At 33.2% G+C, this 26108-nt stretch carries 17 protein-coding genes and 1 pseudogene; 12 read left to right on the plus strand and 6 right to left on the minus strand.

Annotated features, from left to right (window positions below; all coding sequences use genetic code 11):
• Window positions 1–50 precede the first annotated feature (50 nt).
• Together P5P90_RS10290 and P5P90_RS10295 are read left to right on the plus strand one after the other, a co-directional pair.
• Window positions 51–974 carry a PfkB family carbohydrate kinase gene (locus P5P90_RS10290; protein ID WP_278034605.1) on the plus strand — a complete coding sequence of 308 codons (924 nt, stop codon included), beginning with the start codon at window positions 51–53 and terminating at the stop codon, window positions 972–974.
• 179 nt (window positions 975–1153) lie between these two features.
• Entirely contained in the window at window positions 1154–3052 is a 1899-nt protein-coding gene (locus P5P90_RS10295) for an amidophosphoribosyltransferase (RefSeq protein WP_278034606.1), read from the plus strand.
• A 333-nt stretch (window positions 3053–3385) separates the two neighbouring features.
• On the opposite strand, the gene P5P90_RS10300 is transcribed toward P5P90_RS10295, so the two are convergent.
• The gene (locus P5P90_RS10300) at window positions 3386–3994 is read right to left on the minus strand and encodes a superoxide dismutase (protein WP_278034607.1); all 609 of its coding nucleotides are present in this window, start codon (window positions 3992–3994) and stop codon (window positions 3386–3388) included.
• A gap of 195 nt (window positions 3995–4189) precedes the next feature.
• A complete protein-coding gene (locus P5P90_RS10305; RefSeq protein ID WP_278034608.1) occupies window positions 4190–4873 on the minus strand; it encodes a ComF family protein in 684 nt (227 codons plus the stop codon).
• 97 nt (window positions 4874–4970) lie between these two features.
• Between P5P90_RS10305 and P5P90_RS10310 the strand changes: the two genes are divergently transcribed.
• The 5 genes from P5P90_RS10310 (at window position 4971) to P5P90_RS10330 (ending at window position 11114) form a co-directional block, all read left to right on the plus strand.
• The gene (locus P5P90_RS10310; RefSeq protein WP_278034609.1) at window positions 4971–6512 is read left to right on the plus strand and encodes a glycine--tRNA ligase; all 1542 of its coding nucleotides are present in this window, start codon (window positions 4971–4973) and stop codon (window positions 6510–6512) included.
• Between the two features lie 365 nt (window positions 6513–6877).
• A complete protein-coding gene (locus P5P90_RS10315; RefSeq protein WP_278034610.1) occupies window positions 6878–7714 on the plus strand; it encodes a LytR/AlgR family response regulator transcription factor in 837 nt (278 codons plus the stop codon).
• A gap of 179 nt (window positions 7715–7893) precedes the next feature.
• On the plus strand, window positions 7894–8133 hold the full coding sequence (locus P5P90_RS10320) for a hypothetical protein (protein ID WP_278034611.1): 240 nt from the start codon (window positions 7894–7896) through the stop codon (window positions 8131–8133).
• A 273-nt stretch (window positions 8134–8406) separates the two neighbouring features.
• Entirely contained in the window at window positions 8407–10425 is a 2019-nt protein-coding gene (locus P5P90_RS10325) for an ATP-binding protein (protein ID WP_278034612.1), read from the plus strand.
• An 8-nt stretch (window positions 10426–10433) separates the two neighbouring features.
• A complete protein-coding gene (locus P5P90_RS10330; RefSeq protein ID WP_278034613.1) occupies window positions 10434–11114 on the plus strand; it encodes a response regulator in 681 nt (226 codons plus the stop codon).
• 63 nt (window positions 11115–11177) lie between these two features.
• Here P5P90_RS10330 and thiL read toward each other — a convergent pair whose 3' ends face one another.
• Window positions 11178–12224: a thiamine-phosphate kinase gene (thiL, locus tag P5P90_RS10335; protein WP_278034614.1), complete on the minus strand. Its 1047-nt coding sequence runs from the start codon at window positions 12222–12224 to the stop codon at window positions 11178–11180.
• A gap of 144 nt (window positions 12225–12368) precedes the next feature.
• Between thiL and P5P90_RS10340 the strand changes: the two genes are divergently transcribed.
• Entirely contained in the window at window positions 12369–13301 is a 933-nt protein-coding gene (locus P5P90_RS10340) for a 1-phosphofructokinase family hexose kinase (protein WP_278034615.1), read from the plus strand.
• 89 nt (window positions 13302–13390) lie between these two features.
• Here the strand turns inward: P5P90_RS10340 and lepA are convergent, their stop codons facing one another.
• On the minus strand, window positions 13391–15187 hold the full coding sequence (gene lepA, locus P5P90_RS10345) for a translation elongation factor 4 (protein WP_278034616.1): 1797 nt from the start codon (window positions 15185–15187) through the stop codon (window positions 13391–13393).
• Between the two features lie 284 nt (window positions 15188–15471).
• Between lepA and dusB the strand changes: the two genes are divergently transcribed.
• Entirely contained in the window at window positions 15472–16464 is a 993-nt protein-coding gene (gene dusB / locus P5P90_RS10350) for a tRNA dihydrouridine synthase DusB (protein WP_278034617.1), read from the plus strand.
• An 8-nt stretch (window positions 16465–16472) separates the two neighbouring features.
• On the opposite strand, the gene P5P90_RS10355 is transcribed toward dusB, so the two are convergent.
• Together P5P90_RS10355 and rbfA are read right to left on the minus strand one after the other, a co-directional pair.
• A complete protein-coding gene (locus P5P90_RS10355; RefSeq protein ID WP_278034618.1) occupies window positions 16473–17672 on the minus strand; it encodes an ABC transporter permease in 1200 nt (399 codons plus the stop codon).
• A gap of 4 nt (window positions 17673–17676) precedes the next feature.
• Complete coding sequence (gene rbfA / locus P5P90_RS10360) at window positions 17677–18069, minus strand: 30S ribosome-binding factor RbfA (RefSeq protein WP_278034619.1); 393 nt, start codon at window positions 18067–18069, stop codon at window positions 17677–17679.
• A 175-nt stretch (window positions 18070–18244) separates the two neighbouring features.
• Between rbfA and P5P90_RS10365 the strand changes: the two are divergent.
• From P5P90_RS10365 to P5P90_RS10375, 3 genes and pseudogenes are all read left to right on the plus strand, one after another.
• Window positions 18245–21413: pseudogene (locus tag P5P90_RS10365) on the plus strand (UvrD-helicase domain-containing protein).
• 262 nt (window positions 21414–21675) lie between these two features.
• Entirely contained in the window at window positions 21676–23109 is a 1434-nt protein-coding gene (locus P5P90_RS10370) for an OmpA family protein (protein WP_278034620.1), read from the plus strand.
• Window positions 23110–23172: 63 nt separating this feature from the next.
• Window positions 23173–25938 carry a PD-(D/E)XK nuclease family protein gene (locus tag P5P90_RS10375; protein WP_278034621.1) on the plus strand — a complete coding sequence of 922 codons (2766 nt, stop codon included), beginning with the start codon at window positions 23173–23175 and terminating at the stop codon, window positions 25936–25938.
• The last annotated feature ends 170 nt before the right edge of the window (window positions 25939–26108 follow it).

A 26108-nucleotide genomic window follows, 5' to 3' on the forward strand; every position in this document is an offset into this window, starting at 1 on the left:
AGATTGCAACATATAAATTATCTTTGCAGCTTTAATTTGAAATTCATAAAATGAATAAATTATTGATTGTTGGAACAGTCGCTTTCGACGCAATTGAAACCCCATTTGGGAAAACGGATAAGATCTTAGGTGGTGCTGGAACGTATATTGGTCTTTCTGCGGCTTTTTTTAAACTACAATCAGCCATTGTCTCAGTCGTAGGCGATGATTTTCCACAAGAATACATTGATTTATTGATAGAAAGAAATATTGATATTTCTGGATTAGAAGTTGTGAAAGGTGGAAAAACATTCTTTTGGAGTGGGCGTTATCATAACGATTTGAATTCAAGAGATACTTTAGACACTCAATTAAACGTTTTGGCCGATTTTCAGCCAAAAGTTCCTCAAAATTTTAAAAATGCCGATGTAGTAATGCTAGGAAATTTGCATCCATTAGTGCAAAGTGGTGTTTTAGATCAATTAGAAAGTAAACCAAAATTAGTAGTTTTAGATACTATGAATTTTTGGATGGATTGTGCATTACCTGAATTGTTAGATGTAATTAAAAGAGTAGATGTAATTACAATCAATGATGAAGAAGCAAGACAGCTTTCTGGTGAATATTCACTTGTAAAAGCTGCGGCTAAAATTCAGGAAATGGGACCTAAATATGTGGTGATAAAAAAGGGTGAGCATGGAGCATTGTTATTCCATGAAACCAATGTGTTTTTTGCGCCAGCTTTACCATTAGAGGAAGTTTTTGATCCAACAGGAGCGGGTGATACATTTGCTGGAGGTTTTACTGGATTTATCACTCAAAGTGAGAATGTTTCGTTTGAAAACATGAAAAATGCAATTATTTATGGGTCGAATTTAGCCTCTTTTTGTGTGGAGAAATTTGGAACGGAACGAATGCTTAGTTTAGAGAAAGAAGAAGTTGTGTCTCGATTGAGACAATTTAAATCATTGACACAATTTGATATAGAATTATAATAGATAAACCTCGGAAACGGGGTTTTTTTGTTCCGTAACTAGTACTTTCTGGATTTATTAATCTAGATTAACCTTAAAAAGGAATGAAAAAACGAACTTTGTACATTCAAAAAACAACAAATAGTAAATTTATTAAAGTTTGCTAGCATAGATTAAACAAAATAACAAACACAACTACAATGAGCGACGCTTTAAAACATGAATGTGGAATAGCTTTAGTTAGACTACTTAAACCGCTTGAATTTTACAAAGAAAAGTACGGTTCTGCTTTTTATGGGATACAAAAAATGTATCTGATGATGGAAAAACAGCACAATCGCGGGCAAGATGGAGCTGGTTTTGCAAGTATTAAATTAGATGTTGAGCCAGGGGAAAGATATATTAGTAGAGTGCGTTCTAATCAGGCGCAACCTATTCAGGATGTGTTTGCTCAAATTAATGAGCGTATTAACGAAGAGTTGACTGCAAATCCTGAATATGCTGATGATGTAGCGGCTCAAAAAAGAAATATTCCATACATAGGGGAGTTGTTTTTGGGTCACGTGCGTTATGGTACTTTTGGTAAAAATAGTATCGAAAGTGTACATCCGTTTTTGAGACAAAGTAACTGGATGCATCGAAATCTTATTTTGGCGGGTAACTTTAATATGACTAATGTTAAAGAGCTTTTTCAAAATTTGGTTGAATTAGGTCAGCATCCAAAAGAAATGGCAGATACTGTAACTGTGATGGAAAAAATAGGTCATTTCTTGGATAAAGAAGTAATGCAATTATATCAAGATTGCAAGGCTGAAGGTTATTCTAAACAAAGTGCTTCGCCGGTAATAGCTGAAAGATTAGATGTGGCCAAAATTTTAGCTCGTTCGGCGAAAAATCTCGACGGTGGTTATGCAATGGCTGGTTTATTAGGTCATGGAGATGCATTTGTTTTTAGAGATCCTGCAGGTATTCGTCCGGCATATTTTTATCAAGATGATGAAGTGGTTGTTGTAGCTTCAGAAAGACCAGTTATTCAAACAGTTTTCAATGTTCCTTTTGATCAAGTAAATGAAATTGATCCAGGAAGTGCTTTGATTATTAAGAAGAATGGAACAGTTTCCATGAAAGAAATTGTGACTCCAACTGTAAAAAAAGCATGTTCTTTTGAACGTATTTATTTCTCTAGAGGTAGTGATGCTGAGATTTATCAAGAAAGGAAAGATTTGGGTAAATTAATTTTACCAGCAGTTTTAGAAGCAATTGATCAGGATACTGACAATACGGTTTTCTCTTATATTCCAAATACTGCAGAGACTTCATTTTTTGGATTGGTTGAAGCGGCTCAGGATTTCTTAAATCAAAGAAAGAATAATTATATTTTAGAAAATAGAAATATTTTAACAGCTGAAACTTTAAAGGAATTATTAGCAGTTAAGATTCGTACTGAAAAAGTAGCAATTAAAGATGCTAAATTACGAACTTTCATTACAGCGGATGATAGTCGCGATGATTTAGTGGCTCACGTATACGATGTCACTTATGGCGTGATTAAACCAGAAGATAACTTGGTTATTATTGATGATAGTATTGTAAGAGGAACTACTCTTAAAAAGAGTATCATCAAAATGATGGATCGATTAAATCCAAAACGAATTGTTATTGTATCTTCTGCACCACAGATTCGTTATCCGGATTGTTACGGTATTGATATGGCTAAATTAGAAGGTTTAGTTGCTTTTAGAGCTGCATTGGCTCTCTTGAAAGAAAGAAACATGTATCATATCGTAGATGAAGTTTATGCAAAATGTAAATCGCAAGAAGACTTTAAAGATGTTGATGTAGTAAATTATGTGACGGCAATATATGAGCCTTTTACAGATCAGGAAATTTCAAATAAAATCGCTGAAATGTTAAGTTCTCCAGAAATTAAAGCAGAAGTGAAAATTATTTTTCAAACTGTCGATGATTTACATGTAGCATGTCCTAAAAATCTTGGAGATTGGTATTTTACAGGTGATTATCCTACTCCTGGAGGGAATAGAGTAGTAAACCGAGCTTTTATGAATTTTTATGAAGGTAAGGACGCTAGAGCGTATTAATGATTGATTTAAGTTATTTGTCGGTTTTTTTAGGTTGTTTATCTTAAATATTTGCCGGTAAGTTAGAACTAAAATACATTTGTAATACCATAATATTAGTAGGTTAAGTTTATGGTAGATTTGGGGCAAAAAGGGTGGAAGAAATTCCACCTTTTTTATTATAATTAAGTGAGATATAAAAACTGAAAATAGTTGAATAGTAAAACGGACGATATATTATCGTCCGTTTTTTGTTATTACAAGTTGGTGTTGGAAAAGAATAAAAAAAATAGACAAATTAACTTTGAGTCAATTTGTCTATTTTGAATAAAAATAGAGCTAATTAAAAAGCTATTATTTTTCTAAAGCGTATCTTCTAGCAACTTCAGTCCAGTTGATTACATTAAAGAAAGCTTCGATGTAATCTGGTCTTCTGTTTTGATAGTTTAAGTAGTAAGCGTGCTCCCAAACATCCATTCCTAAAATTGGAGTTCCACCGCATCCAACACCTGGCATTAATGGGTTGTCTTGGTTTGGAGTACCACAAACGTCTAATTTTCCACCTTTTTGAACACATAACCAAGCCCATCCAGAACCAAATTGAGTAGCACCAGCTTTACTGAATTTAGCTTTGAATTCTTCAAATGTTCCAAAAGCATCTTCGATAGCAGCTAATAAATCACCTGTTGGTTGTCCACCTCCATTTGGTGACATAACTGTCCAGAATAGATTGTGGTTGTAAAAACCTCCACCGTTGTTACGAACAGCAGCATTAGACATATCAATGTTAATTAATATGTTTTCGATGGTTTTACCTTCCATGTCTGTACCAGCAATAGCAGCGTTAAGGTTAGTTGTGTAAGCATTGTGATGTTTTGTGTGGTGAATTTCCATCGTACGAGCATCAATATGTGGTTCTAGTGCGTCATACGCATAAGGTAATTTAGGTAATTCAAAAGCCATGATATTTTTGTTTAAAGATTTATAAAAATTTATTCAAAATTAAACATTTAAGTTTGGAATCGGAAACTCTGATTCGTTAAATAAATTTAATATTGCGTTTTTTTGTTGTTTTATTAGACAATAAGTAGTTTTTTTAACAATAAATTAAGTAGTTGTCAAAAGCGGCATTATTCTAATTTTCTTTGTTGTTAAAGATTACGATTGTGCCATGGCTATGCAAATAATGCTAATTTTTGCACCAGGGATTTTTAGTAGCGCTCTCGAACAGGCCTCAAGAGTTGCTCCAGTTGTAATAACATCATCAATAAGTATGAAATGTTTGTTATAATCTTTCTCGGAAAAATGCACATCAAAAACAGTGTCTATGCCTTCGGTTCTTCCTAATAGATTTTTTTTGGATTGTGTTTTCGAATATACTTTTCGATACAAGATAGTATCGTTGTAGGTAAAATGAAGTTGTTTTGAAAGTGATTTTGCAAAAGTACTAACTTGATTGTAGCCTCTTTCTTTGAATTTTCTAGGATGTAATGGAACAATAATAATTTCGCAATCCATGTTGTTTTGGAATGTTTCTTTTAATTCGTCTGCATACCATTCGCCTAAAAGAGGGCCTATTTCTTGCTGTCCTTTATATTTCAGATTGTGGATGAGTTTTTGAACGATTCCTTTTTTATGAAAATAAAGAAAAGCAGATGCGTGTTCCACTGGTATTCGACCATAGAATTTCTTGTAAGCTTCATTTTCTTTCCATAAATGATGATTGGTTAATGGAATATGATGTCTGCAAATACTACAAATCACGATTTCGTTCTGGGTCAATAAACTATCACAACCCATACAAGTTTTAGGAAAAAATAGATTTAGAATGCTTTGTAACATATTCTAAGGTTTATTTATTCTAAAAATATAAAAATCAATGATTCAAACTTTAATAATTTTCTTTTTTTAAATTCACTTTTTATATTTTTGCACCATTATGGCAAAACAAGAAGATATATTTAAGAATGTAATTTCGCATGCAAAAGAGTACGGATTTATTTTTCCGTCAAGCGAAGTTTACGATGGTTTAAGTGCGGTTTATGACTATGCACAAAACGGAGTGGAGTTAAAAAAGAACATCCGTGAATATTGGTGGAAAGCAATGGTTCAGATGAATGAAAATATTGTAGGACTTGATGCTGCGATATTAATGCATCCTACGACATGGAAAGCCTCTGGCCACGTTGATGCGTTTAATGATCCATTAATTGATAATAAAGATTCTAAGAAAAGATATAGAGCCGATGTTTTGATTGAAGATTATGCTGAAAAGCTAAATCAAAAAGCAATCAAAGAAATCGAAAAAGCAAGAGTGCGTTTTGGAGAGGCTTTTAATGAAGAAGAATTTGTTTCAACAAATGCCCGTGTTAAAGAATATAAAGCTAAAGAAAGAGAAATTCTGGAAAGAATGGCTCGTTCTCTAGGAAATGAAGATTTGGCTGATGTAAAGGCATTAATCGAAGAGTTAGAAATTGCTTGTCCTGAATCAGGTTCTAGAAATTGGACAGAAGTAAAACAATTTAACTTGATGTTTGGAACGAAGTTAGGTGCTTCTGCTGATAATGCAATGGATTTGTATTTGCGTCCAGAAACAGCTCAGGGGATTTTTGTGAACTTCTTGAATGTTCAAAAATCAGGACGTATGAAAGTTCCTTTCGGAATTGCTCAAACTGGTAAAGCGTTTCGAAATGAGATTGTAGCTAGACAGTTTATTTTCCGTATGCGTGAGTTTGAACAAATGGAAATGCAGTTTTTTGTGCGTCCGGGAGAAGAAATGAAATGGTATGAGCACTGGAAAGAAGCGCGTTTAAAATGGCATTTATCGTTAGGTCTTGGAAAAGAAAATTACCGATACCATGACCATGAGAAATTAGCTCACTATGCAAATGCAGCAGCTGATATCGAGTTTAATTTCCCATTTGGATTTAAAGAGTTAGAAGGAATTCACTCTCGTACTGATTTTGACTTAAAAGCACATGAGCAATATTCTGGAAGAAAATTACAATATTTTGATCCAGAATTAAACGAAAACTATGTTCCTTATGTAGTAGAAACTTCAGTAGGATTAGACAGAATGTTCCTGGCAGTTTTCGCAACTTCATTGAAAGAAGAAACTTTAGAAGACGGTTCTACAAGAACAGTGTTGCAGTTACCAGCTGTTCTAGCACCAACTAAAGCGGCTGTTTTACCGTTGGTAAAAAAAGATGGATTGCCTGAAATTGCACATCAAATTATTGCCGATTTAAAATGGGATTTCAATGTAGCTTATGATGAAAAAGATGCTGTTGGAAGACGTTATAGAAGACAAGATGCTTTAGGGACTCCATTTTGTATTACTGTAGATCATCAAACAATCGAAGATGAAACAGTAACTATACGTCACAGAGATACAATGAAACAAGATCGTGTGAAAATTTCTGAATTAAGAGAAATTATTGAAAACGAAGTTTCGATGAGAAACTGGCTGATGAAAATGTAAATAGTTTTACAGCTATATAGAACAAAGCTCTCCTTTTTGGGGAGCTTTTTTTGTTTTTTGCTCATTTATTTCTTTAAAAATTGTAGAATTTTGAATATTAAAATTTTTAAAGAATGTTCTTGGTCGGATTTATTTGCTCTTTATCAACTACAATGGGTACTTTATCGATTTGTAAGGGGAATTAATCGAAAAAAAAAGTTAAATGTTTATTTTTAGCTAGTTAAAAAGTTCATTTTCTAAGCCGAAAATTAGCTTCTTAATCTAGTTCCCAAAACTACTATACATACTTTAATCTATAATTTGAGTTGAAATTATTTAACTTGAGCTAATGTTGTGCGATCTAATTTTATTAGAATGTGCCTCAAATGAATTATTCGTACGTTATTATTGACGACAATCAAGAAAGTGTCATCGAAACTAAGGCTATGGCTGACAGTTTTTCTGAACTTAGCTTTGTCGGCTCTGCAAATAACTACGAAGAAGGTTTAAATCTCATTCTAGAAAATAAACCGCAACTGGTTTTTCTTGAAATTGATCCTAAAAATAAGAAGAGTAATCTTTCCTTAGCTTTAATTAATGAGTTATATCGTTATTTAAATGTAATTCCTCAAATTATTGTTACTACTTCTAAGAAGGATTTGGCTTTTGAGGCTATTCAATATCAGGTCTCGGATTATTTTATCAAACCGGTAACCAGATTTGATATGGTGAAGTCTCTATTAAAAATTGGTAAGTCTAATATAATAGATCAAACGGAACCACTAAAGATTACTTCTAAAGAAACTGATCCTGAACCTGAAGAAATTATTGTACCAAGTGTTGTTAGAACTGAAACACTTGGAATTCAGCAAGAGCCTCTTATCTTATGTGTTAAATCCTATGGCGATTACCGGTATATAGATACTAGAGACATCGCCTATTTTCAAGCAGATAACAATTCTACCGATATTCATTTAATCAATGGAGAAATGGTTACAGCTTTTAAAACACTTAAACTTTTTGAAGGAGTGCTGCCTTATCCTTTTGTTCGTATACATAACAGCTATATTGTTAATAGTAATTGTATTTCCAGAATACATACAGGAAATGCATTGTGTTACATTAAAAACACAGCTATAAAATTACCTTTCTCTAAATCCTATAAGGCAAATATAGATCTTATAATTTCGGAAATTTCTAATGGAAATTATCTGGAAATTTAAAAAATAGTCATCTACCCAGATTTGAGGTTCATTCACTCACAAATGACGACATTCTACCATAAACGCTTGAAAACACGCTTGAAATAAGGGTTCGCTATGTAATTTTATTTCACGAAAACGCACAAACGCTTTCATTAAAACAAGTCAAAAAGTATTAAAAAACATAAAAAACCCAAGTCATGAAAAAATCAATCGTAACATTCGGATTATTTACATTAATGTTAGTTTTAACTTCTTTCACAGTTTCTAAAGAAGATATTGGAGGGACAAGAAGTGAGATTAAAAATGATTATTCTTCAATAGGAGGGACAAGAAGTGAGATTAAAAATGATTATTCTTCAATAGGAGGGACAAGAAGTGAGATTAAAAATGATTATTCTTCAATAGGAGGAACAAGAAGTGAGATTAAAAATGATTAATTACTGATGTAAATACATTTTTAATTAATATATTAAAAAAACCCAAAGAGCTATCTACTCTTTGGGTTTTTTTATTAGATATAATATTATTATTGATTTAATATTTTATTTTAAAAGTATTGATTGAAATTTTTCTATTTTAATGTTTAGTGTTTTCGAATTGATAGCATTTTTTTTAAGCTTTTTAATATGACAACTTTAAAATTAGTATTTTTGAAAAAATCAATTTTTACTATTGAAAACTAATATTGTAATTTTTTTTTAACGGTTTTATTGTTTGTTTGTTTTTGTTGTAATCAAAAGAAAACAAATAATATTGGCGATAACATTGTTTTAGACGATAGTCTTTCTGTTTATTTTTCTTTGGCTAACGATTTCAATCTTTCTAATGAAAAGAGGAAATCTTACATTGAGAAAGCTAAAGATATTGTAAATTCTCAAAAAAATGATTCTTTGAATCGAGTTAATCTTTTTAAAATAGCTAATAGGTATAATAATTTAAATAGCTGGGAAGGATATAAGAATACTGTGAAAACGGTTTTAGAGAATTCAGAAAAAGTTAAAGATACCGAAAGTATTGCTAAAGCATATGTTTATCTTGGGGATTATTATAGGATAAAATCTGTAGAAGATTCTGCATTTTTATTTTATTATAAAGCGGAGAAAATGTACGATAAGTTAAATAATAACTATCTATTGGCTAAAACATTTCTCAATAAAGCTGATTTATTATTCAAAGTTGGAGATTTTATTAGTAGTGAAAAAGAGGTATTTAAAGCTTTGCGTATCATTAAGGAAGATTCGAATAAAGAACTCGTGAATGAAATTTATTACAACGCCTACAATACATTAGGAATTGTTTATAATAGTTTGGAAGATTATGAAAGTTCAATAGATTATCAGAAAAAGGCTTTAAATATAATTGGTAAATTAGAATCAATAGGAAAAAGTCAATTAGAGGCGGTTTCATATTTAAATCTTGGGTTGGTATATGTAAATTTAAAGAGCTATCAAGAAGCTAAGGATTTCTTTGTTTTGGGAATCGAACGTCAGAAAATTTATAATCAAGATCCTAAAGTTTATGCGTTGTTGTTGGATAATCTAGGATATTCTAAGTTTAAATTAAATGAAAAAGATGATTTGCCTAACTTGTTTTATCAATCATTAAGAATAAGGGATAGTTTAAAGGTAAATGTTGAAATTCCAATAAATAAGATTCATCTTTCAGAATATTATGCATCTGAAAAAAATACAATAAAATCTTTGAAATTTGCAAAAGAAGCTCTTTTGTTGTCTCGTGAAATTAAAGCTCCACGTGAAATTTTAGCTTCTTTGAAAAATATTGCTACAGTTGATTCTCAAAATTCGGGTAAGTATACCAAAGAATATATAGCTATCAACGAAGAATTACAAAAAGAAGAACGTAAAATAGGAGAAAAATTCTCTCGAATTCAATATGAAACCGACCAGATAAAAGGTGAAAATTCTGATTTAGAAGCAAAGAATAGAAAATTAGTATATTTTTTCACAGCTATAGCAATTTTAGGGATATTTATCTTTGTCATTAAATCACAAAAGGCTAAGAACCGAGAACTTTTATACAAACAACAGCAACAAAAAGCCAATGAAGAAATTTATAATTTGATGATTTCCCAGCAGAATACTATTGAAGCTAATAGGGTTCAAGAAAAAAAACGTGTCGCTCAAGAATTACATGATGGTGTTTTGGGTAGAATGTTTGGTGTACGAATGAATTTAGAAGGTTTGAATCAATTTAATGATGATTTAGCAATTGCCCAGCGACTTGATTATTTGGTTGAATTGAAAAAAATTGAACAGGATGTTCGTGAAATTTCACATGATTTGAATAGGGAAAAATCAGAATTAATTAATAACTTCGTCGCAATTGTTGATAATCTTTTTGAGGAACAAAGAAAAACTTTTTCAGCAAAATTATTTTCGACTATCGATTCGACAATTAGATGGGATTTAGCGGTCAATTCAGTGAAGATTAATTTGTACCGAATTATCCAAGAATCATTGCAAAATATTAATAAGTATGCTAATGCAACCACTATTCATGTCGAATTGAAAAGAAAGGAGAATACGTTAGTGTTAACAATTACTGATGATGGAGCTGGATTTAATGCAAATCTAAAGAAGAAAGGAATTGGTTTACAGAATATGATATCCAGAGCCAAAGAATGTAAGGGAGAGTTTCATGTTCAATCTAAAATTGGTGAGGGTACTACTATTACAGTGAGAATACCATTAGAAAATCAAATATCATAACAAATAAAATGACTATTGAAACAGCTACAGCTAGGCTTAAAATGAACATCTTAATTGTAGATGATCATCCATTTATTATTCAAGGATACAAAAATGCCATAGCGAGGTATAATCCAGATAAATTTGAATTTACAATTTTCGAAGCTAAAGATTGCGAGTCGGCTTACAATCTAATTACTAATGATCAAATGAATTTTGATATCGCATTTTTAGATATTAGTATGCCTGATTATGAAGAGAAAGAGTTGTATTCTGGCGAAGATTTAGCTAAATTAGTTTTGGAATATATGCCTAATTGCAAGATTATTATGCTGACTATGTTTACAGAGTTTTTAAAATTAAAAACCTTAATAAACAAAGTAAGTCCTAGCGGAATAGTTATTAAAAACGATTTAACGTTTGACGAGTTATTGAGTGCTTTTGACAAGGTGATTAATAATGAATTGTATTATAGTAAATCAATACTGGAAATGCTTAGTTCACATGATGATTCTATAGAGATTGATTTATTTGATAAACAAATTTTATTTCATTTATCTAAAGGAACAAAGTTGGATGATATCCCTCAGTTTGTGCCAATTTCATTAAATGCGATCGAGTCACGCAAAGCAAATCTAAGAAATTTACTTGAAGTTCAAGATGATTTAGATTTGGTTAAAGCAGCTAAAAATAAAGGTTTGATTTTCTAAAAAAGGATACAAAAAACCGCAAATTCAGTACTAAATGAGTTTGCGGTTTTTTTTGTTTTAAATTTATTCCCCAAGAGGATTCCAACCTCTAGCTTTCAAAGCTATTTTGGTATTGGCACGAGTAACTAAATGAATGCCTTCACTTTCTTCAGTCATGTGTCCAATAATAGTGAAGTTTGGATTTCCTTTGATTTTGTCAAAATCTTCAATTGGAATAGTGAATAGTAATTCATAATCTTCACCTCCGTTGATAGCAACAGTTGTGCTGTCGATATCAAATTCTTCACAAACATTTATAAATTGTGGATCTAGAGGTAGTTTGTCTTCGTATAAATTACAGCCTACTTTAGATTGTTTGCACAAATGAATAATTTCTGAAGATAGACCATCTGATATATCAATCATGGCAGTAGGTTTTATTTCTAATGCGTGTAATAAAGTGCGAACGTCTTTTCGGGCTTCTGGTTTTAATTGGCGTTCTATTAAATAGGTGTATAATTCTAAATCAGGTTGCGAATTTGGGTTTACTTGAAAAACCTGTTTCTCTCTTTCTAAAACCTGTAATCCCATATAGGCAGCGCCAATATCGCCCGTGACTACTAATAAATTAGTTGGTTTAGCACCATTGCGATATACAATTTCTTCGGCGTCTGCTTCACCTAAAACGGTGATGCTAATAATTAAACCTTTTTGAGAAGAAGTGGTGTCACCACCAATAACATCTACTTTGTATTCGTTAGAGGCGAGCGTAATTCCTTCGTATAATTCTTCTAAGGCTTCCAAAGGGAAACGATTGGAAACGGCAATAGAAACCGTGATTTGTGTTGCTTTTGCGTTCATGGCACAAATATCGGATACATTGGTTACAACTGCTTTGTAACCTAAATGTTTCAATGGCATATAGGCCAAATCAAAGTGAACGCCTTCGACCATAATGTCGGTTGAAACAACTACTTTTTTGTCTTTAAAATCTAGAACAGCTGCATCATCACCAATCCCTTTTAAAGTAGAAGCCTGATTGATTTCAAAATGTTTAGTCAAATGTTCGATCAATCCAAATTCGCCCAATTGAGCAATGCTGGTACGTTGTGGGTTTTTATCTTCAATCATAGTTTTAAGTTTCAAAGGTGCAAAGATACAATCCCTTAGCTTCGGGAGCAAAGGTTTAGCTAATTTTAAAATAGCGTAATATAATTGTTTCTACTTGCTTATAGTTCTGTTTTTTTGCATCTTTAGAAAACTAAAATTTTAATAATGAATACATTCGATATTGTTACGCTTACAGTAAATCCAGCAGTAGATAAAAGCACCCATTTAAAAGGTTTGGTTCCAGAACAAAAAATAAGATGTGAGGCACCCAGATATGACGCTGGTGGAGGCGGAATTAATGTTTCCAAAGCTATTTCTAGATTAGGAGGAGCTTCGTTGGCTGTTTTTACGACAGGAGGGCCAACAGGAAAAATGTTGGAAAATTTATTAGCAAAAGAAGCTATTGCAACAAAAGCCATAGAAGTAGAAGCATGGACCAGAGAAAGTTTTATTGCGGTGGACGATAATACGAATTCTCAGTATCGTTTTGGGTTTCCTGGAGGAAAAATTACTGAAGAGGAGGTAGAAAATATTTTGAGCGTAGTAGCTGATTTGAAAACAAAATTTTTGGTGGTAAGCGGAAGTTTGAACGAAGGTTTGACAGATGGATTTTATCAGGAAATAGCAAAAATAGCCAAGGATACCAATGCAAAACTTATTGTGGATACTTCGGGCGAAGCCTTGAAAAAAGTGTTGCAAACAGGGGCTTATTTGATAAAACCGAATATCGGAGAGTTGGCAAAATTAGTAGGGAAAGAACAGCTGGAATTGAATGAAGTCAGAGAAGCGGCAAAGGAAATTATTGCAAAAGGAGGAGCCGAAATTGTGGTGGTTTCATTGGGTCCTCAGGGGGCTGTTTTAGTGACTAATAAAGAATATGAATTTGTACCAGCTCCTAATGTCCTTAAGAAAAGTACTGTGGGTGCTGGTGATAGTATGGTAGGAGGAATGACTTGGGCGATTTCGCAAAATAAAAGCCTGAAAGAAGTTATTCGTTGGGGAGTAGCCTGTGGTTCTGCTGCAACAATGAACGAAGGGACACAACTTTTTAAAAAAGAAGATGCTTTGAGATTGTTTGATTTGTTAAAGGAAAGATAGAATTGGAAGAAACAAAAAAAACCTGACAATTTTCATCGTCAGGTTTTCTATTTTAATTCTTTGTACTTAATTCTTAATACTCAGAAATCTTAATCATTCAATTTAAGTACAGCCATAAACGCCTCTTGTGGAATTTCTACGTTTCCTACCTGACGCATACGTTTTTTACCTTTTTTCTGTTTTTCCAATAATTTACGTTTACGCGAAATATCTCCACCATAACATTTTGCAGTTACGTCTTTACGTAAAGCTTTGATGGTTTCACGGGCAATAATTTTAGCTCCAATAGAAGCCTGGATTGGAATCTCAAATTGTTGTCTTGGGATTAACTCACGCAATTTTTCACACATCTTTTTACCAATAGTATAGGCGTTGTCAGCATGAATTAGAGCAGAAAGAGCATCCAGTTGGTTGGCGTTTAATAAAATATCCATTTTAACCAATTTAGATTCTCTCATCCCAATTGGGTGGTAATCAAATGAAGCATAACCTTTAGAAACCGTTTTTAATCTGTCGTAGAAATCAAATACAATTTCAGCCAAAGGCATATCGAAATTCAATTCCACACGCTCTGTAGTTAAATAGGTTTGGTTGGTAATCAATCCACGTTTTTCAATACACAAACTCATTACGTTACCTACGAAATCAGCTTTAGTGATAATCGTAGCCTTAATATAAGGCTCTTCTACACGGTCTAATTTTGTGGCATCCGGTAAGTCGCTTGGGTTGTTTACGATGATAGGTGTATCTGGTTCTTTTTTAGTATAAGCCAAATAAGAAACGTTCGGAACTGTTGTGATAACCGTCATGTTGAACTCACGCTCCAAACGCTCCTGAATAATTTCCATGTGTAACATTCCTAAGAATCCACAACGGAAACCAAATCCTAAAGCTGCCGAACTTTCAGCAGAAAATACTAAAGAGGCATCGTTCAATTGTAGTTTTTCCATCGAAGCACGAAGGTCTTCAAAATCTTCCGTGTCAACAGGATAAATTCCAGCAAATACCATTGGTTTTACATCCTCAAAACCTGTAATCATATTGGTAGTTGGAACTTTGGCATCAGTAATGGTATCACCTACTTTTACTTCTTTAGCCTCTTTGATTCCTGAAATTAAGTAACCTACGTCACCAGTCGAAATAACATTTTTAGGGACTTGATTCAGTTTTAAAGTACCTACTTCATCTGCAAAATATTCATTACCGGTAGCCATGAATTTAATTTTCTGACCTTTAGAAATTTCACCATTAACCACTCTAAAAATAACTTCAATTCCACGGAAAGGATTGTAGTGTGAATCGAAAATTAAAGCTTGTAAAGGCTCTTCTTTGTTTCCACTTGGAGGTGGAATTTTTTCGATAATAGCAGCCAAAATATTTTCAACCCCAAAACCGGTTTTACCTGAAGCGTGAATAATATCTTCCAAATCACAACCTAATAGGTCAATGATGTCGTCACTTACTTCTTCCGGATTAGCACTTGGTAAATCCACTTTGTTCAATACTGGAATAATTTCCAAATCGTTATCCAAAGCAAGATACAAGTTCGAAATAGTTTGCGCCTGAATACTTTGAGCAGCATCAACAATCAACAAAGCACCTTCGCAAGCTGCTATAGAACGAGAAACCTCATAAGAGAAATCCACGTGTCCCGGAGTGTCAATCAGGTTCAGGATATATTCCTCGCCTTTGTATTTGTATTCCATTTGAATGGCGTGACTCTTAATGGTAATCCCACGCTCACGCTCTAAATCCATATTGTCCAACAACTGCGCTTTTTCTTCACGAGCCGTAACGGTTTGCGTAGCCGCCAATAAACGGTCAGCCAACGTACTTTTTCCGTGGTCAATATGTGCAATAATGCAAAAATTCCTAATATGCTTCATTTTGTCTAAATATCAATAATTACTTGGGCGTGACCCTCCGTAAAAACTACGGGTCGGGCTATCCGCTACAATCTTTTCCTTTTTTCTTTAAAAAGGAAAAGGATTTCCACTACTATCCCTCACGCAATGCCAAAAAAACAAGGCATTTAATCTGCAAATATACGCTAAATTCTATACGTTCAAAGCGTATATTTAGTAAACTAATTGCTTAAGTGATAAGTCTTTCCTATTTCTTCTTTTATCGTTTCATCTAAAAAACGTAATTTTGCAGCAAAATTGAGAAGATGATTAAGATTGGCAACATAGAATTACCTGATTTTCCACTATTATTAGCGCCTATGGAGGACGTGAGCGATCCGCCATTTCGTCGTTTGTGTAAAATGCATGGAGCCGATATGATGTACTCTGAATTCATTTCTTCAGAAGGTTTGATTCGTGATGCGATAAAGAGCCGAATGAAATTGGATATTTTTGATTACGAACGCCCTGTTGGAATCCAGATTTTTGGTGGTGATGAGGAGGCTATGGGTTTGTCTTCAAAAATTGTATCAACGGTAAATCCTGATTTGATTGATATTAACTTTGGTTGTCCTGTCAAAAAAGTGGTTTGTAAAGGTGCCGGTGCCGGAGTGTTGAAAGATGTCGATTTGATGGTGCGTTTAACCAAAGCCGTTATTGATAGTACTAATCTTCCTGTAACCGTGAAAACTCGTTTGGGTTGGGATGATAATTCCATTAATATCGATGAGGTGGCCGAGCGTTTACAGGATATTGGTGTGGCGGCTTTGAGTATTCATGCCCGAACTCGTGCTCAAATGTACAAAGGACATTCTGACTGGTCGCACATTGCTCGAGTAAAAAACAATCCTCGAATTAACATTCCTATTTTTGGTAACGGAGATATTGATTCGCCTGAAAAAGCTTTAGAATACAAAAATAAATATGGTATCGACGGAATCATGATTGGTCGTGCTGCTATTGGTTATCCTTGGATTTTTAACGAAATCAAACACTATTTTAAGACTGGTGACCACTTGGCTAAACCAACTGTTGCTGACAGAGTAGAAGCAGTTCGCAATCATCTAACTTGGGCAATGGATTGGAAAGGGGAACGATTGGGAATTGTAGAAACCCGTCCGCATTATACTAATTATTTCAAAGGAATTCATTCGTTTAAAACATTTAAACAAAAGTTAGTTACTTTGGATCATCCAGAGGAATTATTTGCTGTTTTAGATGAAATTACACAGTCTTATGCTGGTTATGAAGTGGTTTAAGATTTTATCTAGTCCAATAACTTTTCACTTACACTACTACTGGCAATAAGTGAAGCAATAAAGCCAAGCGTGACGATGGTTCCCATGACAATCAGTACATTTTCTATCGAAAAAACCACCGGATAAGCCAGCGTAGGGGTAATCATAATCCATTCAAAATGTTGTTGTAAAAGAACAATTATGATTCCTAATACAAGTCCGATAATTCCTCCAATTATACTTAGTAAAGTGCCTTGCAATAAAAATATTTTTCGTAAATTTTTAATTTCCGTTCCTAAGTTAAAAAGAGTTTTTAGATTTCCTTTTTTGTCCAGAATCATCATAATAAGAGCACCAATAAGGTTGAAAAGCGCTACAATTATTACCAAGGTAAAAATTAGGTACACGGCTATATTTTCGGTATTGAGCATTTTATAAAGAGATTCGTTGAGTTGTGCCCGATTTCTAACCGTAACTTTTCCTTTAAAAATGCTGTTTAACTGATTGATTATTGCTGTTTCATCAGCATTTGGTTTCTTTTTCAATTCAATTCCCGAAACCTGATTGGTTTTGTATTCTAATAATTCCTGAGCCAAACCTAAGTCAGCAAAAACATATTTAGAATCCAAATCTTCATTAATGGCGTAAATACCCACAGGGAAAATTTCAGATTTATTAAAAGCCTGTTCGGCATTTTCTATGTTTCCTTTACCTGCTTTTGGAACTAAAACCTCTAGGTGTTTGTTAAAGTCCATTAAACCTAATGAAAGCTTTTGAACTAAACCAAAACCCACCACAACCTGATAGGTGTTTTCTTCAATCCATTGACCGTTGTAAAGGATTTTTTGGCTATTATTGACTTTGCTGTAGTTAGGGTCAACACCCTTTAAATAAGTGACTTCTTGTTTGTTGTCAAAAGTAAATAACACACGCTCCTCAATAATTTTTGAAAAAGAGGCTACACCATCAATTTTTTTAATTGCGGCTTCTTGTTCAGGACTCACAAAAAATGATTTTCCTAAGATACTTGCAACTTTTAAATCGGGGTCAATATCGTTACTAAACGAAAGGCTAAAAACTTTTAATCCGCTAAAAACTGATAAAACCACAAACAAAGCCATAGCCCCCACAATGATGCCCATACTGGCAATGCGGTTTATGATGTTGATGGCATTGTTTTTACTGTTACTAAGAATGTAACGTTTGGCTATGTATAGCGGAAAATTCAAGTTCTTAAAATTGTTTTCTTCTTTCTAATAAATCTCTATTTTCAATTGGATTTTCTTTGTTTTTCAAAGCATTGTCTATTTTTTCAATGTAATCCAAAGAATCATCGATAAAGAAAACTAAATTAGGAACTCTACGTAATTGTTTGCGAACTCGTTGCGCCAAATCATGTTTAATCAATGGTGTATTCGACTTTATTCCTTCCAATGTTTCTTTTGCTTTTTCCTGAGGAAAAATACTCAAGTAAACTGTAGCCACAGATAAATCGGTAGTTACTGAAACTTTGGATACCGAAATAACCAAATTGCTAACTCCATTTTTTCTCACTTCACCTTGTAGGATATCCACCAAATCTTTTTGGATAACGCCGCCTATTTTTTTCTGTCTGTTTGTTTCCATACAGCAAAAATACTACTTTTAAGCATTAAATAAGCAAATTTATAACTTCTGTTTTTAGGAGCTATTTCCTGCTATCCGCTCTATCTCTTGTATTTGCTGTCGCCATACAAGAGGATGCTCCCGAAGTTTCGGGACTATCAGGGCTAAGAAATCGGGAAATCAATAACAAAAACTTATGCAAAGACATTCCTTTTCAATCTACGACGCATCAGCAGGTTCGGGTAAAACCTATACTTTGGTCAAAGAATACCTTAAAATCATTCTGACTTCACCTAAAAATGATGCGTATCGAAATATTCTAGCCATCACTTTTACCAATAAGGCAGTGCATGAGATGAAAAGCCGTATTGTAGGCAGTTTGTCAGAATTTGCCAAAGAAGAACCTTCCAAAAAAGCACTGGATTTAATGCAGGATTTGGTTAATGATACTAAGGATTGGGAGGTGAAATTGTCATTGCAGTTCATTAAAACCAAATCACAGCAAATCATCAAGCATATTATTCATAATTATGCTGCTTTTGATATTTCTACCATTGATAAGTTTACGCATAAGGTGATTCGTGCTTTTGCACATGATTTGAATTTACCTATGACTTTCGAAGTTACTTTGGATACTGAAAATCTTTTAATTGAAGCGGTAGATGCGATTATTGCTCAGGCTGGTGAAGATAAAACGCTGACCGATTTACTGATTGATTTTACCATGGAAAAAACCGATGATGATAAATCTTGGGATATTTCCAGAGAAATTCTGGAAACTGGAAAATTGGTTCAAAATGAGAATAATCGAAATGAGATTATGCAATTTCAAGAAAAATCCATCGCTGAATTTGTTGAAATCAAAAAGAAGCTAAATGCGGTTTGTAAGGAATTAGAAAAGGAAAATGCAGAAAAAGCAACCATTGCATTGGATTTGATTGAAAAAAACGGAATAGATTTGAGAATCTTTTTCCAGAGGAACTTTTCCAAATCATTTGACCAGTATTCGAGATGGGAAATTCAATCCAAAGAACAAAACCTTTCACGAATTTGATGATATTGCCATCAATAAAACTGTTAAAGACCGCGCTTTAATTGAAAATATCATTCCTGAATTATTGCAAATTTTAGCTTTTATTTATAAGAATTTTGAAAAAAGAGATTTTTATAAAGCCTTTCTAAAAAATATTACACCGCTTTCTTTATTGAATACGGTAAATAATGAGTTGGCTAAAATTCAGGAAGAACAAAATGTACTTTCCATTTCGGAGTTTAATGCTATTATTCATCGCGAAATTCAAAATCAGCCTGCGCCTTTTATATATGAGCGTTTGGGCGAACGTTACCGTCATTTTTTTATTGACGAGTTTCAAGATACTTCTGAGATGCAATGGCAAAATTTAATTCCACTTATTGATAATGCGCTTTCGGGTCAGGATGATTATGGGAATAAAGGAACTTTAATGATTGTGGGTGATCCAAAACAATCCATTTATCGTTGGCGTGGAGGGAAAGCGGAGCAGTTTATCGAGTTGAGCAAGGATAAAAATCCTTTTAATAATCCGGATAAAAAAATAGAGCATTTAGATAAAAACTACCGTTCCTATTCTCAGATCATTGAATTTAATAACGAATTTTTTAAATTAATTGCTACTGAATTTGAGCACCCAGATTATAAGGATTTATACGAAAATCATAGTTTTCAGCATACTAATGCTAAAAAGGGTGGATATGTAAATATCTCATTTATCCCTAAAGTGGAAGCTACGGAAAATGATGAGGAAGCATTGGATAAAACGGATTTGTATGTATTGGCTACCTTAAATACCATTCAGAAGGTTGTACAACAAGGTTTTGAATACAAAGACATTGTGATTTTAACTCGTAAACGCGATCAGGGAGTTGCGATTGCAAATTATTTAACAGAACAAGGTGTTCCTTTGTTGTCTTCGGAAACTTTAATGATTCAAAATGCGACTGAAGTTCGATTGATTATCCATCTTTTGAAATACTTAAAAAATAATGCCGATTTAGAATCGAAAGCATTTTTCTTGCATTATGTTGCCGGAAATATGCAAGATCAATTGGCAGTTCATGATTTTATTGCTGCTGGTATGGTACTGAAAAGTGAAGATGATTTTGAAAAATGGTTGCAAAGTTTTGCTATTTCGATTTCGTTTCAAAATATCCGTAAAAAATCGTTGTATGAAACGGCAGAAATTATTGTGTCCAAGTTTTTGTCAAATATGAATCAGGTAGGGAACGCTTATGTGCAATATTTTTTAGATATTGTATTGGAACGCGATGTTCGCAATCAGGCTGGAATTGCAGATTTTCTGGAATTTTGGGATAAAAGCAGCCATAAATATAGTATCCCATCTCCGGAAGGAAATAATGCAGTTCGAATTATGACAATTCATAAATCAAAAGGTTTGGAATTTCCAGTGGTAATTATGCCTTTCGCAGAAGAAGATTATGTCAAGAAACCAAAGGATAAATTGTGGCTGAATGTTGAAGATGTGGATATGCCTAAAGCTTTGGTGGATAATAGTAAAGCTGTAGAAGGTTTTGGGGAAGATGCGAAGTTGATTTATGAACAGAAAAAACAGGAAGAGTTATTAGACAATATCAATGTTTTATATGTGGCTTTAACCCGTGCCGAAGAACAATTGTATGTTATTTCAAATATGAATTTAACTTCCAAAGGAGAGGTTAAAAAAGAAGATATGTCGGCATTTTTTATTAATTATTTAATCGCTAAAAATGTATTTGATGAAAATACGTTTGGATATGAGTTTGGTGATAAGTCCAAATTATCATCCTATTCAAATCATGCTGATACTTCCAAGTCAATTAGTGTAGTAAAAGAAACCTTAAATCCTAAGAATATAAAAATTGCACAAAAGGAAGCTTTAATGTGGGGTACGCACCAGCAAGAATCTATTGAATATGGGAATGTAATACATGAGATTCTGTCTTTTGTTAAAACAAAGAATGATGTGGATTTAGCTGTTAATAAAGCTATTGAAAATGGATTAATTAATGCAGAGCAAAGAAATATAGTAAATGATACTATTGACAAAATTGTTAATCATCCTGTCTTGGAAATGTTTTTTGCTGAAGGGAATCAGGTTTTGAATGAGCAAACTATTATCCGAAAAAAAGGAAGTGTTGTGAAACCTGACAGAATGGTGGTTTCGAAAGAGGGAGTAGTATTTTTATTAGATTATAAAACAGGTGTTTATAATGCAAAATACAAAAAACAACTCCAGGAATATGAAGCTGCAATTGAATTAATGGGGTTTAAGGTTGAAAAGAAAACATTGGTATATATAGCAGAGGAAATTCAGGTTGTGCAAGTGTAAAAAGATATTTTGAGCTAAAAAGGATTTAGATTGTTTTTTATTTGTCTGATTTTCAGACTGTTTGTTTGTTTATTTTAACTTTTAGGAAAATAAATAAAAGAAAATTGTCTTTTGTTTATTGGTCTTTAGGACGTTTGTGTCTGATTAGCAATGTTAAAATGAATAATTTATAACGTTTTTTTTTTAGATTCTGTTTTGTAGTTAAAAAATTACGCGTTACTTTTGTTGATAATTAACTAAATTGTAATTAAAAAAATTAAGTATGAAACATCTTAACAAACTTTTTGTTGCTGTGTTGATGGCTATGGGTGTAAGCTCTCAGGCTCAAGATAGTAACAATCCATGGGCTATTGCTTTTGGAGTAAATGCCGTAGATACTAGAACTAGTGCAGGCGGTGGTAATAATTGGTTAGATCGTCATTTTTCTCAACCGTTTGATGTGAAACAAAACTGGAATATTCTTCCTTCAGTGTCTTATTTAAGCGTATCCCGTTATGTAGGAAGTGGTTTTACAGTAGGGCTTCAAGGTTCGGTAAATAAAATCGATAAGTTTGTTACTTTTAATCCAACTGCTCCAGGTCATGATGGTAGAGGAATGATTGTGACTAATCCGGGTGATTTAATGTATTATGGAATTGATGCTAATGTTAAATATAGCTTCGCTAGTTTAATTAAATCTAAAGTTATTGATCCAAGTCTACACGTAGGGGGAGGTTATACTTTCTTTGGAGATAATAGTTTTGGTACAGTAAATGGAGGAGCTGGATTGACTTTTTGGGTTTCTGAAAATGTTGGTTTAGCTCTTGCTTCTACCTATAAAAAATCATTTGGAGATAGAAATGAAGCAGCTGGAGCTCCTCACGCTCCTTCTCACTTCCAACACACAGCTGGTATCGTTTTCAGATTTGGTGGAAAAGATACTGATGGTGATGGTATCTACGATAAAGAAGATGCTTGTCCAGAAGTTGCTGGTTTAAAACAATTCAATGGATGTCCTGATACTGATGGTGACGGAATTATCGATTCAGAAGATTCTTGTCCAGAAGTTGCTGGTTTAGCTTCATTAAAAGGTTGTCCAGATGCTGATGGTGATGGAATCACTGATGCTGAGGATGCTTGTCCAAATGTTGCTGGTTTAGCTTCATTAAAAGGTTGTCCAGATGCTGATAAAGATGGTGTTGCTGATAAAGATGATAAATGTCCTAACGTAGCTGGTCCTAAAGAAAATGCAGGATGCCCATGGCCTGATACTGATAATGATGGTGTAGCTGATAAAGATGATAAATGTCCTGAGGTTGCTGGTCCAGCTAGTAACAACGGATGTCCAGAAGTTCCACAAGAAGCTATGGATGAATTGAAATCTCAAGCTAGATTTATCTATTTCAATACTGGAAAATCTACTTTCAAAACTGCTGACGTTCCTAAAAGATTAGATGCTATGGCTGCATTACTTAAAAACTACCCTAACTCTGAGTTCTTAATTGAAGGACACACTGATAGTGATGGTTCTGATGCTTTCAACCAAAAACTTTCTGAGTCTAGAGCTGCTGCTGTTAAAAAAGCGTTATTAGACAGAGGAATCTCTTCTAGCAAATTAAAATCAGTTGGATACGGTGAGTCTATGCCAATTGAAACTAATAAAACTGCTGCTGGAAAAGCATTAAACAGAAGAACTGAAGTGAAATTAATCAAATAATTTCTTCTAAATAATTATTGAAAAACGCCTCGATTTATCGAGGCGTTTTTTTATTTTTATACTATGATAAATAGTACTTTTCTAGATAAAATAGCCAAGATTTTAATTGAAAAATATTCGGATAAACTGGTCAATACGATAATAGTTTTGCCGAATAAAAGAGCCAGGATTTTTTTGATTGAGGCGCTCAAAAAACAAATTTCAACGAATATCCTTGCTCCTAAGATTGTTAGCATTGAAGATTTTATTCAGGATATAGCAGCGATTCGAACTGTTGACCCAATTGAATTATTATTCGAGTTCTACGAAGTTTATTTGTCGGTTACTGAAAAGTCAAATCAACAAACTTTTGAGCTCTTTGCTAATTGGGCTAAAACATTACTGCAAGATTTTAATGAAATCGACCGTTATTTGTTAGACCCTACTCATGTTTTGTCCTACCTAAAAGATATTGAAGATATCAAAAAATGGGGTGTTGAGGTAGAGAACAAAACCACATTGATTGAGAAATATATTGATTTTTGGAAATTATTGCCGCTTTATTATCAGTCTTTATATGTTCATTTGCTTCAAAAAGGGATTGGTTATCAGGGTTTAATTTACCGTGAAGCTGTTAAAAATTTAAATGATTTTTCGAATTCAATAACTAATAATCAATTTGTTTTTGCCGGTTTTAATGCCTTAAATGCTTCTGAAGAAAAAATCATTCAGCATTTGATAGCTAATGATTGCGCTGAAATTTATTGGGATGCCGATCAAACTTTTTTAAATGATCCTTACCATGATGCGGCTTTATTTTTACGTCGATTCAAGCAAACATGGAAACATTATAAAACCAATCCTTTTGAATGGATTGTGGATGATTTTTCGCAAACTAAAAACATTCAAATCATTGGGACACCAAAAAGTATTGGTCAGGCCAAAATTGCAGGCAGCATTATCGAAAAAATCACGGAAGATAATCCTTTAACTTCCTTGGATAAAGTGGCCATTGTACTTGGTGAAGAAAATGTATTAGTGCCTCTTTTGTATTCTTTGCCTTCCACTGTGGGTGCTTTAAATATCACCATGGGATATTCAAGTAAAAATAATCCTGCCCAAATTTTGATTGCTAAATTGTTTAAAATGCATACCAATGCCTTGTCTAGAAAGTCATCGAGTTATGTGTTCTATTATAAAGATGTATTGGATATTTTGACACATCCATTGGTAGAACCTTATGCTAAAACAAGTGATTTAGTAAATACCATCAATAAAAACAATTACACTTTTATTAGTCATCAAAAGTTACTTGAGCTCAATCAAAATCCTACCGATTTATTTTTACTGCTTTTTCAAAAATGGGAATCAGGTTCTATTGCAGTACTACAATCTGTATCTCAATTGTTATTGACCATCAAAGAGAATTTGAGTAATGACAACGAAGAAGAAAAAATTACCAAAGCCTTTGTTTTTGCCATTTTCAAAGTGATTAATAAGTTAATTAATTATTATTCAAAACATCAGCATATTGATAAAATAGAAACTTTACATGCCATTTATAAGCAAGTAATTGATTTGGCAGAAGTGTCTTTTGAAGGAGAACCTTTGAATGGTTTGCAGATAATGGGAGTTCTGGAAAGTCGTGTTTTGGATTTTGAAACCGTGATTGTAACTTCTATGAATGAAGGGAAATTTCCAGCGGGAAAATCTCAAAATTCTTTTATTCCTTATGATGTAAAAAGAGAGTTAGGTTTGCCCACTTTCAAAGAAAAGGATGCTATTTATACCTATCACTTTTACCATTTATTGCAACGTGCTAAGAATATTTATTTATTGTACAATACTGAAAGTGAAGGTTTAGATGCTGGTGAAAAAAGCCGATTCATCACGCAATTGGAAGTAGAAAAACAGCCTAATCATATTTTGACACACGAAATTTATAATGCTGTTTTACCTGAAACGGCTTATAAACCTATGGTGATCGAAAAATCGGCGGCGGTGATGGAGCGTTTGGCTGTAATAGCGAAAGAAGGTTTTTCGCCTTCGGCATTAACATCTTATATTCGAAATCCGATTCAGTTTTATTTTCAAAAAATATTACGCATACGTGAAGTAGAGGAAGTAGAAGAGAATATTGCTCTGAATACACTAGGGACGATTATCCACGAAACCTTAAGGGTTTTATATGAACCTTTTATTGGAAAGTATATTTCTGAAAAAGATATTGAAGATGCTTTCAAATTAATTGATGAAGAGGTTTTAAAGCAATTTAAAATTGTTTATAAGGAAGGCGAAATCAAAAAAGGACGCAATCTTTTGGCTTTTGAAGTAGCTAAACGCAACGTTTCTAATTTTCTGAAAATGGAATTAGAAAGTATAAAAGCAGGTGATGCGATAAAGATTATTGCTTTAGAAAAAACTTTTGAGCGTACTTTGAAACATCCGGATTTGCTAATTCCAGTTTTAATCAAAGGAAATGTCGATCGTATTGAAGAACGTAACGGAAATATTCGAATTGTAGATTATAAAACCGGGAAAGTTGAGAAAGGCAATGTGAGTTTGAAATCTTGGAACGGATTGACTCAGGAAATTAAAAACGATAAAATTATCCAGGTTTTGGCTTATGCTTTTATGTATGAAGAACAAGCTCAAGGAAAACCTATAGAAGCAGGAATCATTTCGTTTAAAAATCTAAAATCAGGTTTTTTACCATTTAATTTTAAAGAAGACAAAGAAGTTCAGCAAATTATCAATCAGGAAATAATGGCTAATTATTTAGAGGAGATCGTGTTGTTGCTGAAGGAGATTTTGGATGAAGGTATATCTTTTGAGGAAAAGATTTTATAAAATATTTAAAACATATAAGTCATATAAGTTTTTTTTAGCTTTTCAAAAAAGTAAATAAGCTCAGATAAGTTATTTTCATAAATGAAAATGATAATTTAATTTGTGAAAATTCGTGTAGTCTATGGTTGAAATTAACCGCAAAGTTTGAAAAGTTTTTGCGCAAAGTACGC

The organism is Flavobacterium nitratireducens (assembly GCF_029625335.1).
GTDB classification, from domain to species: domain Bacteria; phylum Bacteroidota; class Bacteroidia; order Flavobacteriales; family Flavobacteriaceae; genus Flavobacterium; species Flavobacterium nitratireducens.

Coding starts and splice junctions, on each gene's coding strand:
- P5P90_RS10310 (WP_278034609.1), top strand. CDS start 4,971: ATGGCAAAACAAGAAGATATATTTAAGAATGTAATTTCGCATGCAAAA.
- P5P90_RS10300 (WP_278034607.1), bottom strand. CDS start 3,994: ATGGCTTTTGAATTACCTAAATTACCTTATGCGTATGACGCACTAGAA.
- P5P90_RS10295 (WP_278034606.1), top strand. CDS start 1,154: ATGAGCGACGCTTTAAAACATGAATGTGGAATAGCTTTAGTTAGACTA.
- P5P90_RS10305 (WP_278034608.1), bottom strand. CDS start 4,873: ATGTTACAAAGCATTCTAAATCTATTTTTTCCTAAAACTTGTATGGGT.
- P5P90_RS10315 (WP_278034610.1), top strand. CDS start 6,878: ATGAATTATTCGTACGTTATTATTGACGACAATCAAGAAAGTGTCATC.
- P5P90_RS10290 (WP_278034605.1), top strand. CDS start 51: ATGAATAAATTATTGATTGTTGGAACAGTCGCTTTCGACGCAATTGAA.
- dusB (WP_278034617.1), top strand. CDS start 15,472: ATGATTAAGATTGGCAACATAGAATTACCTGATTTTCCACTATTATTA.
- P5P90_RS10330 (WP_278034613.1), top strand. CDS start 10,434: ATGACTATTGAAACAGCTACAGCTAGGCTTAAAATGAACATCTTAATT.
- P5P90_RS10375 (WP_278034621.1), top strand. CDS start 23,173: ATGATAAATAGTACTTTTCTAGATAAAATAGCCAAGATTTTAATTGAA.
- P5P90_RS10370 (WP_278034620.1), top strand. CDS start 21,676: ATGAAACATCTTAACAAACTTTTTGTTGCTGTGTTGATGGCTATGGGT.
- lepA (WP_278034616.1), bottom strand. CDS start 15,187: ATGAAGCATATTAGGAATTTTTGCATTATTGCACATATTGACCACGGA.
- P5P90_RS10320 (WP_278034611.1), top strand. CDS start 7,894: ATGAAAAAATCAATCGTAACATTCGGATTATTTACATTAATGTTAGTT.
- rbfA (WP_278034619.1), bottom strand. CDS start 18,069: ATGGAAACAAACAGACAGAAAAAAATAGGCGGCGTTATCCAAAAAGAT.
- thiL (WP_278034614.1), bottom strand. CDS start 12,224: ATGATTGAAGATAAAAACCCACAACGTACCAGCATTGCTCAATTGGGC.
- P5P90_RS10340 (WP_278034615.1), top strand. CDS start 12,369: ATGAATACATTCGATATTGTTACGCTTACAGTAAATCCAGCAGTAGAT.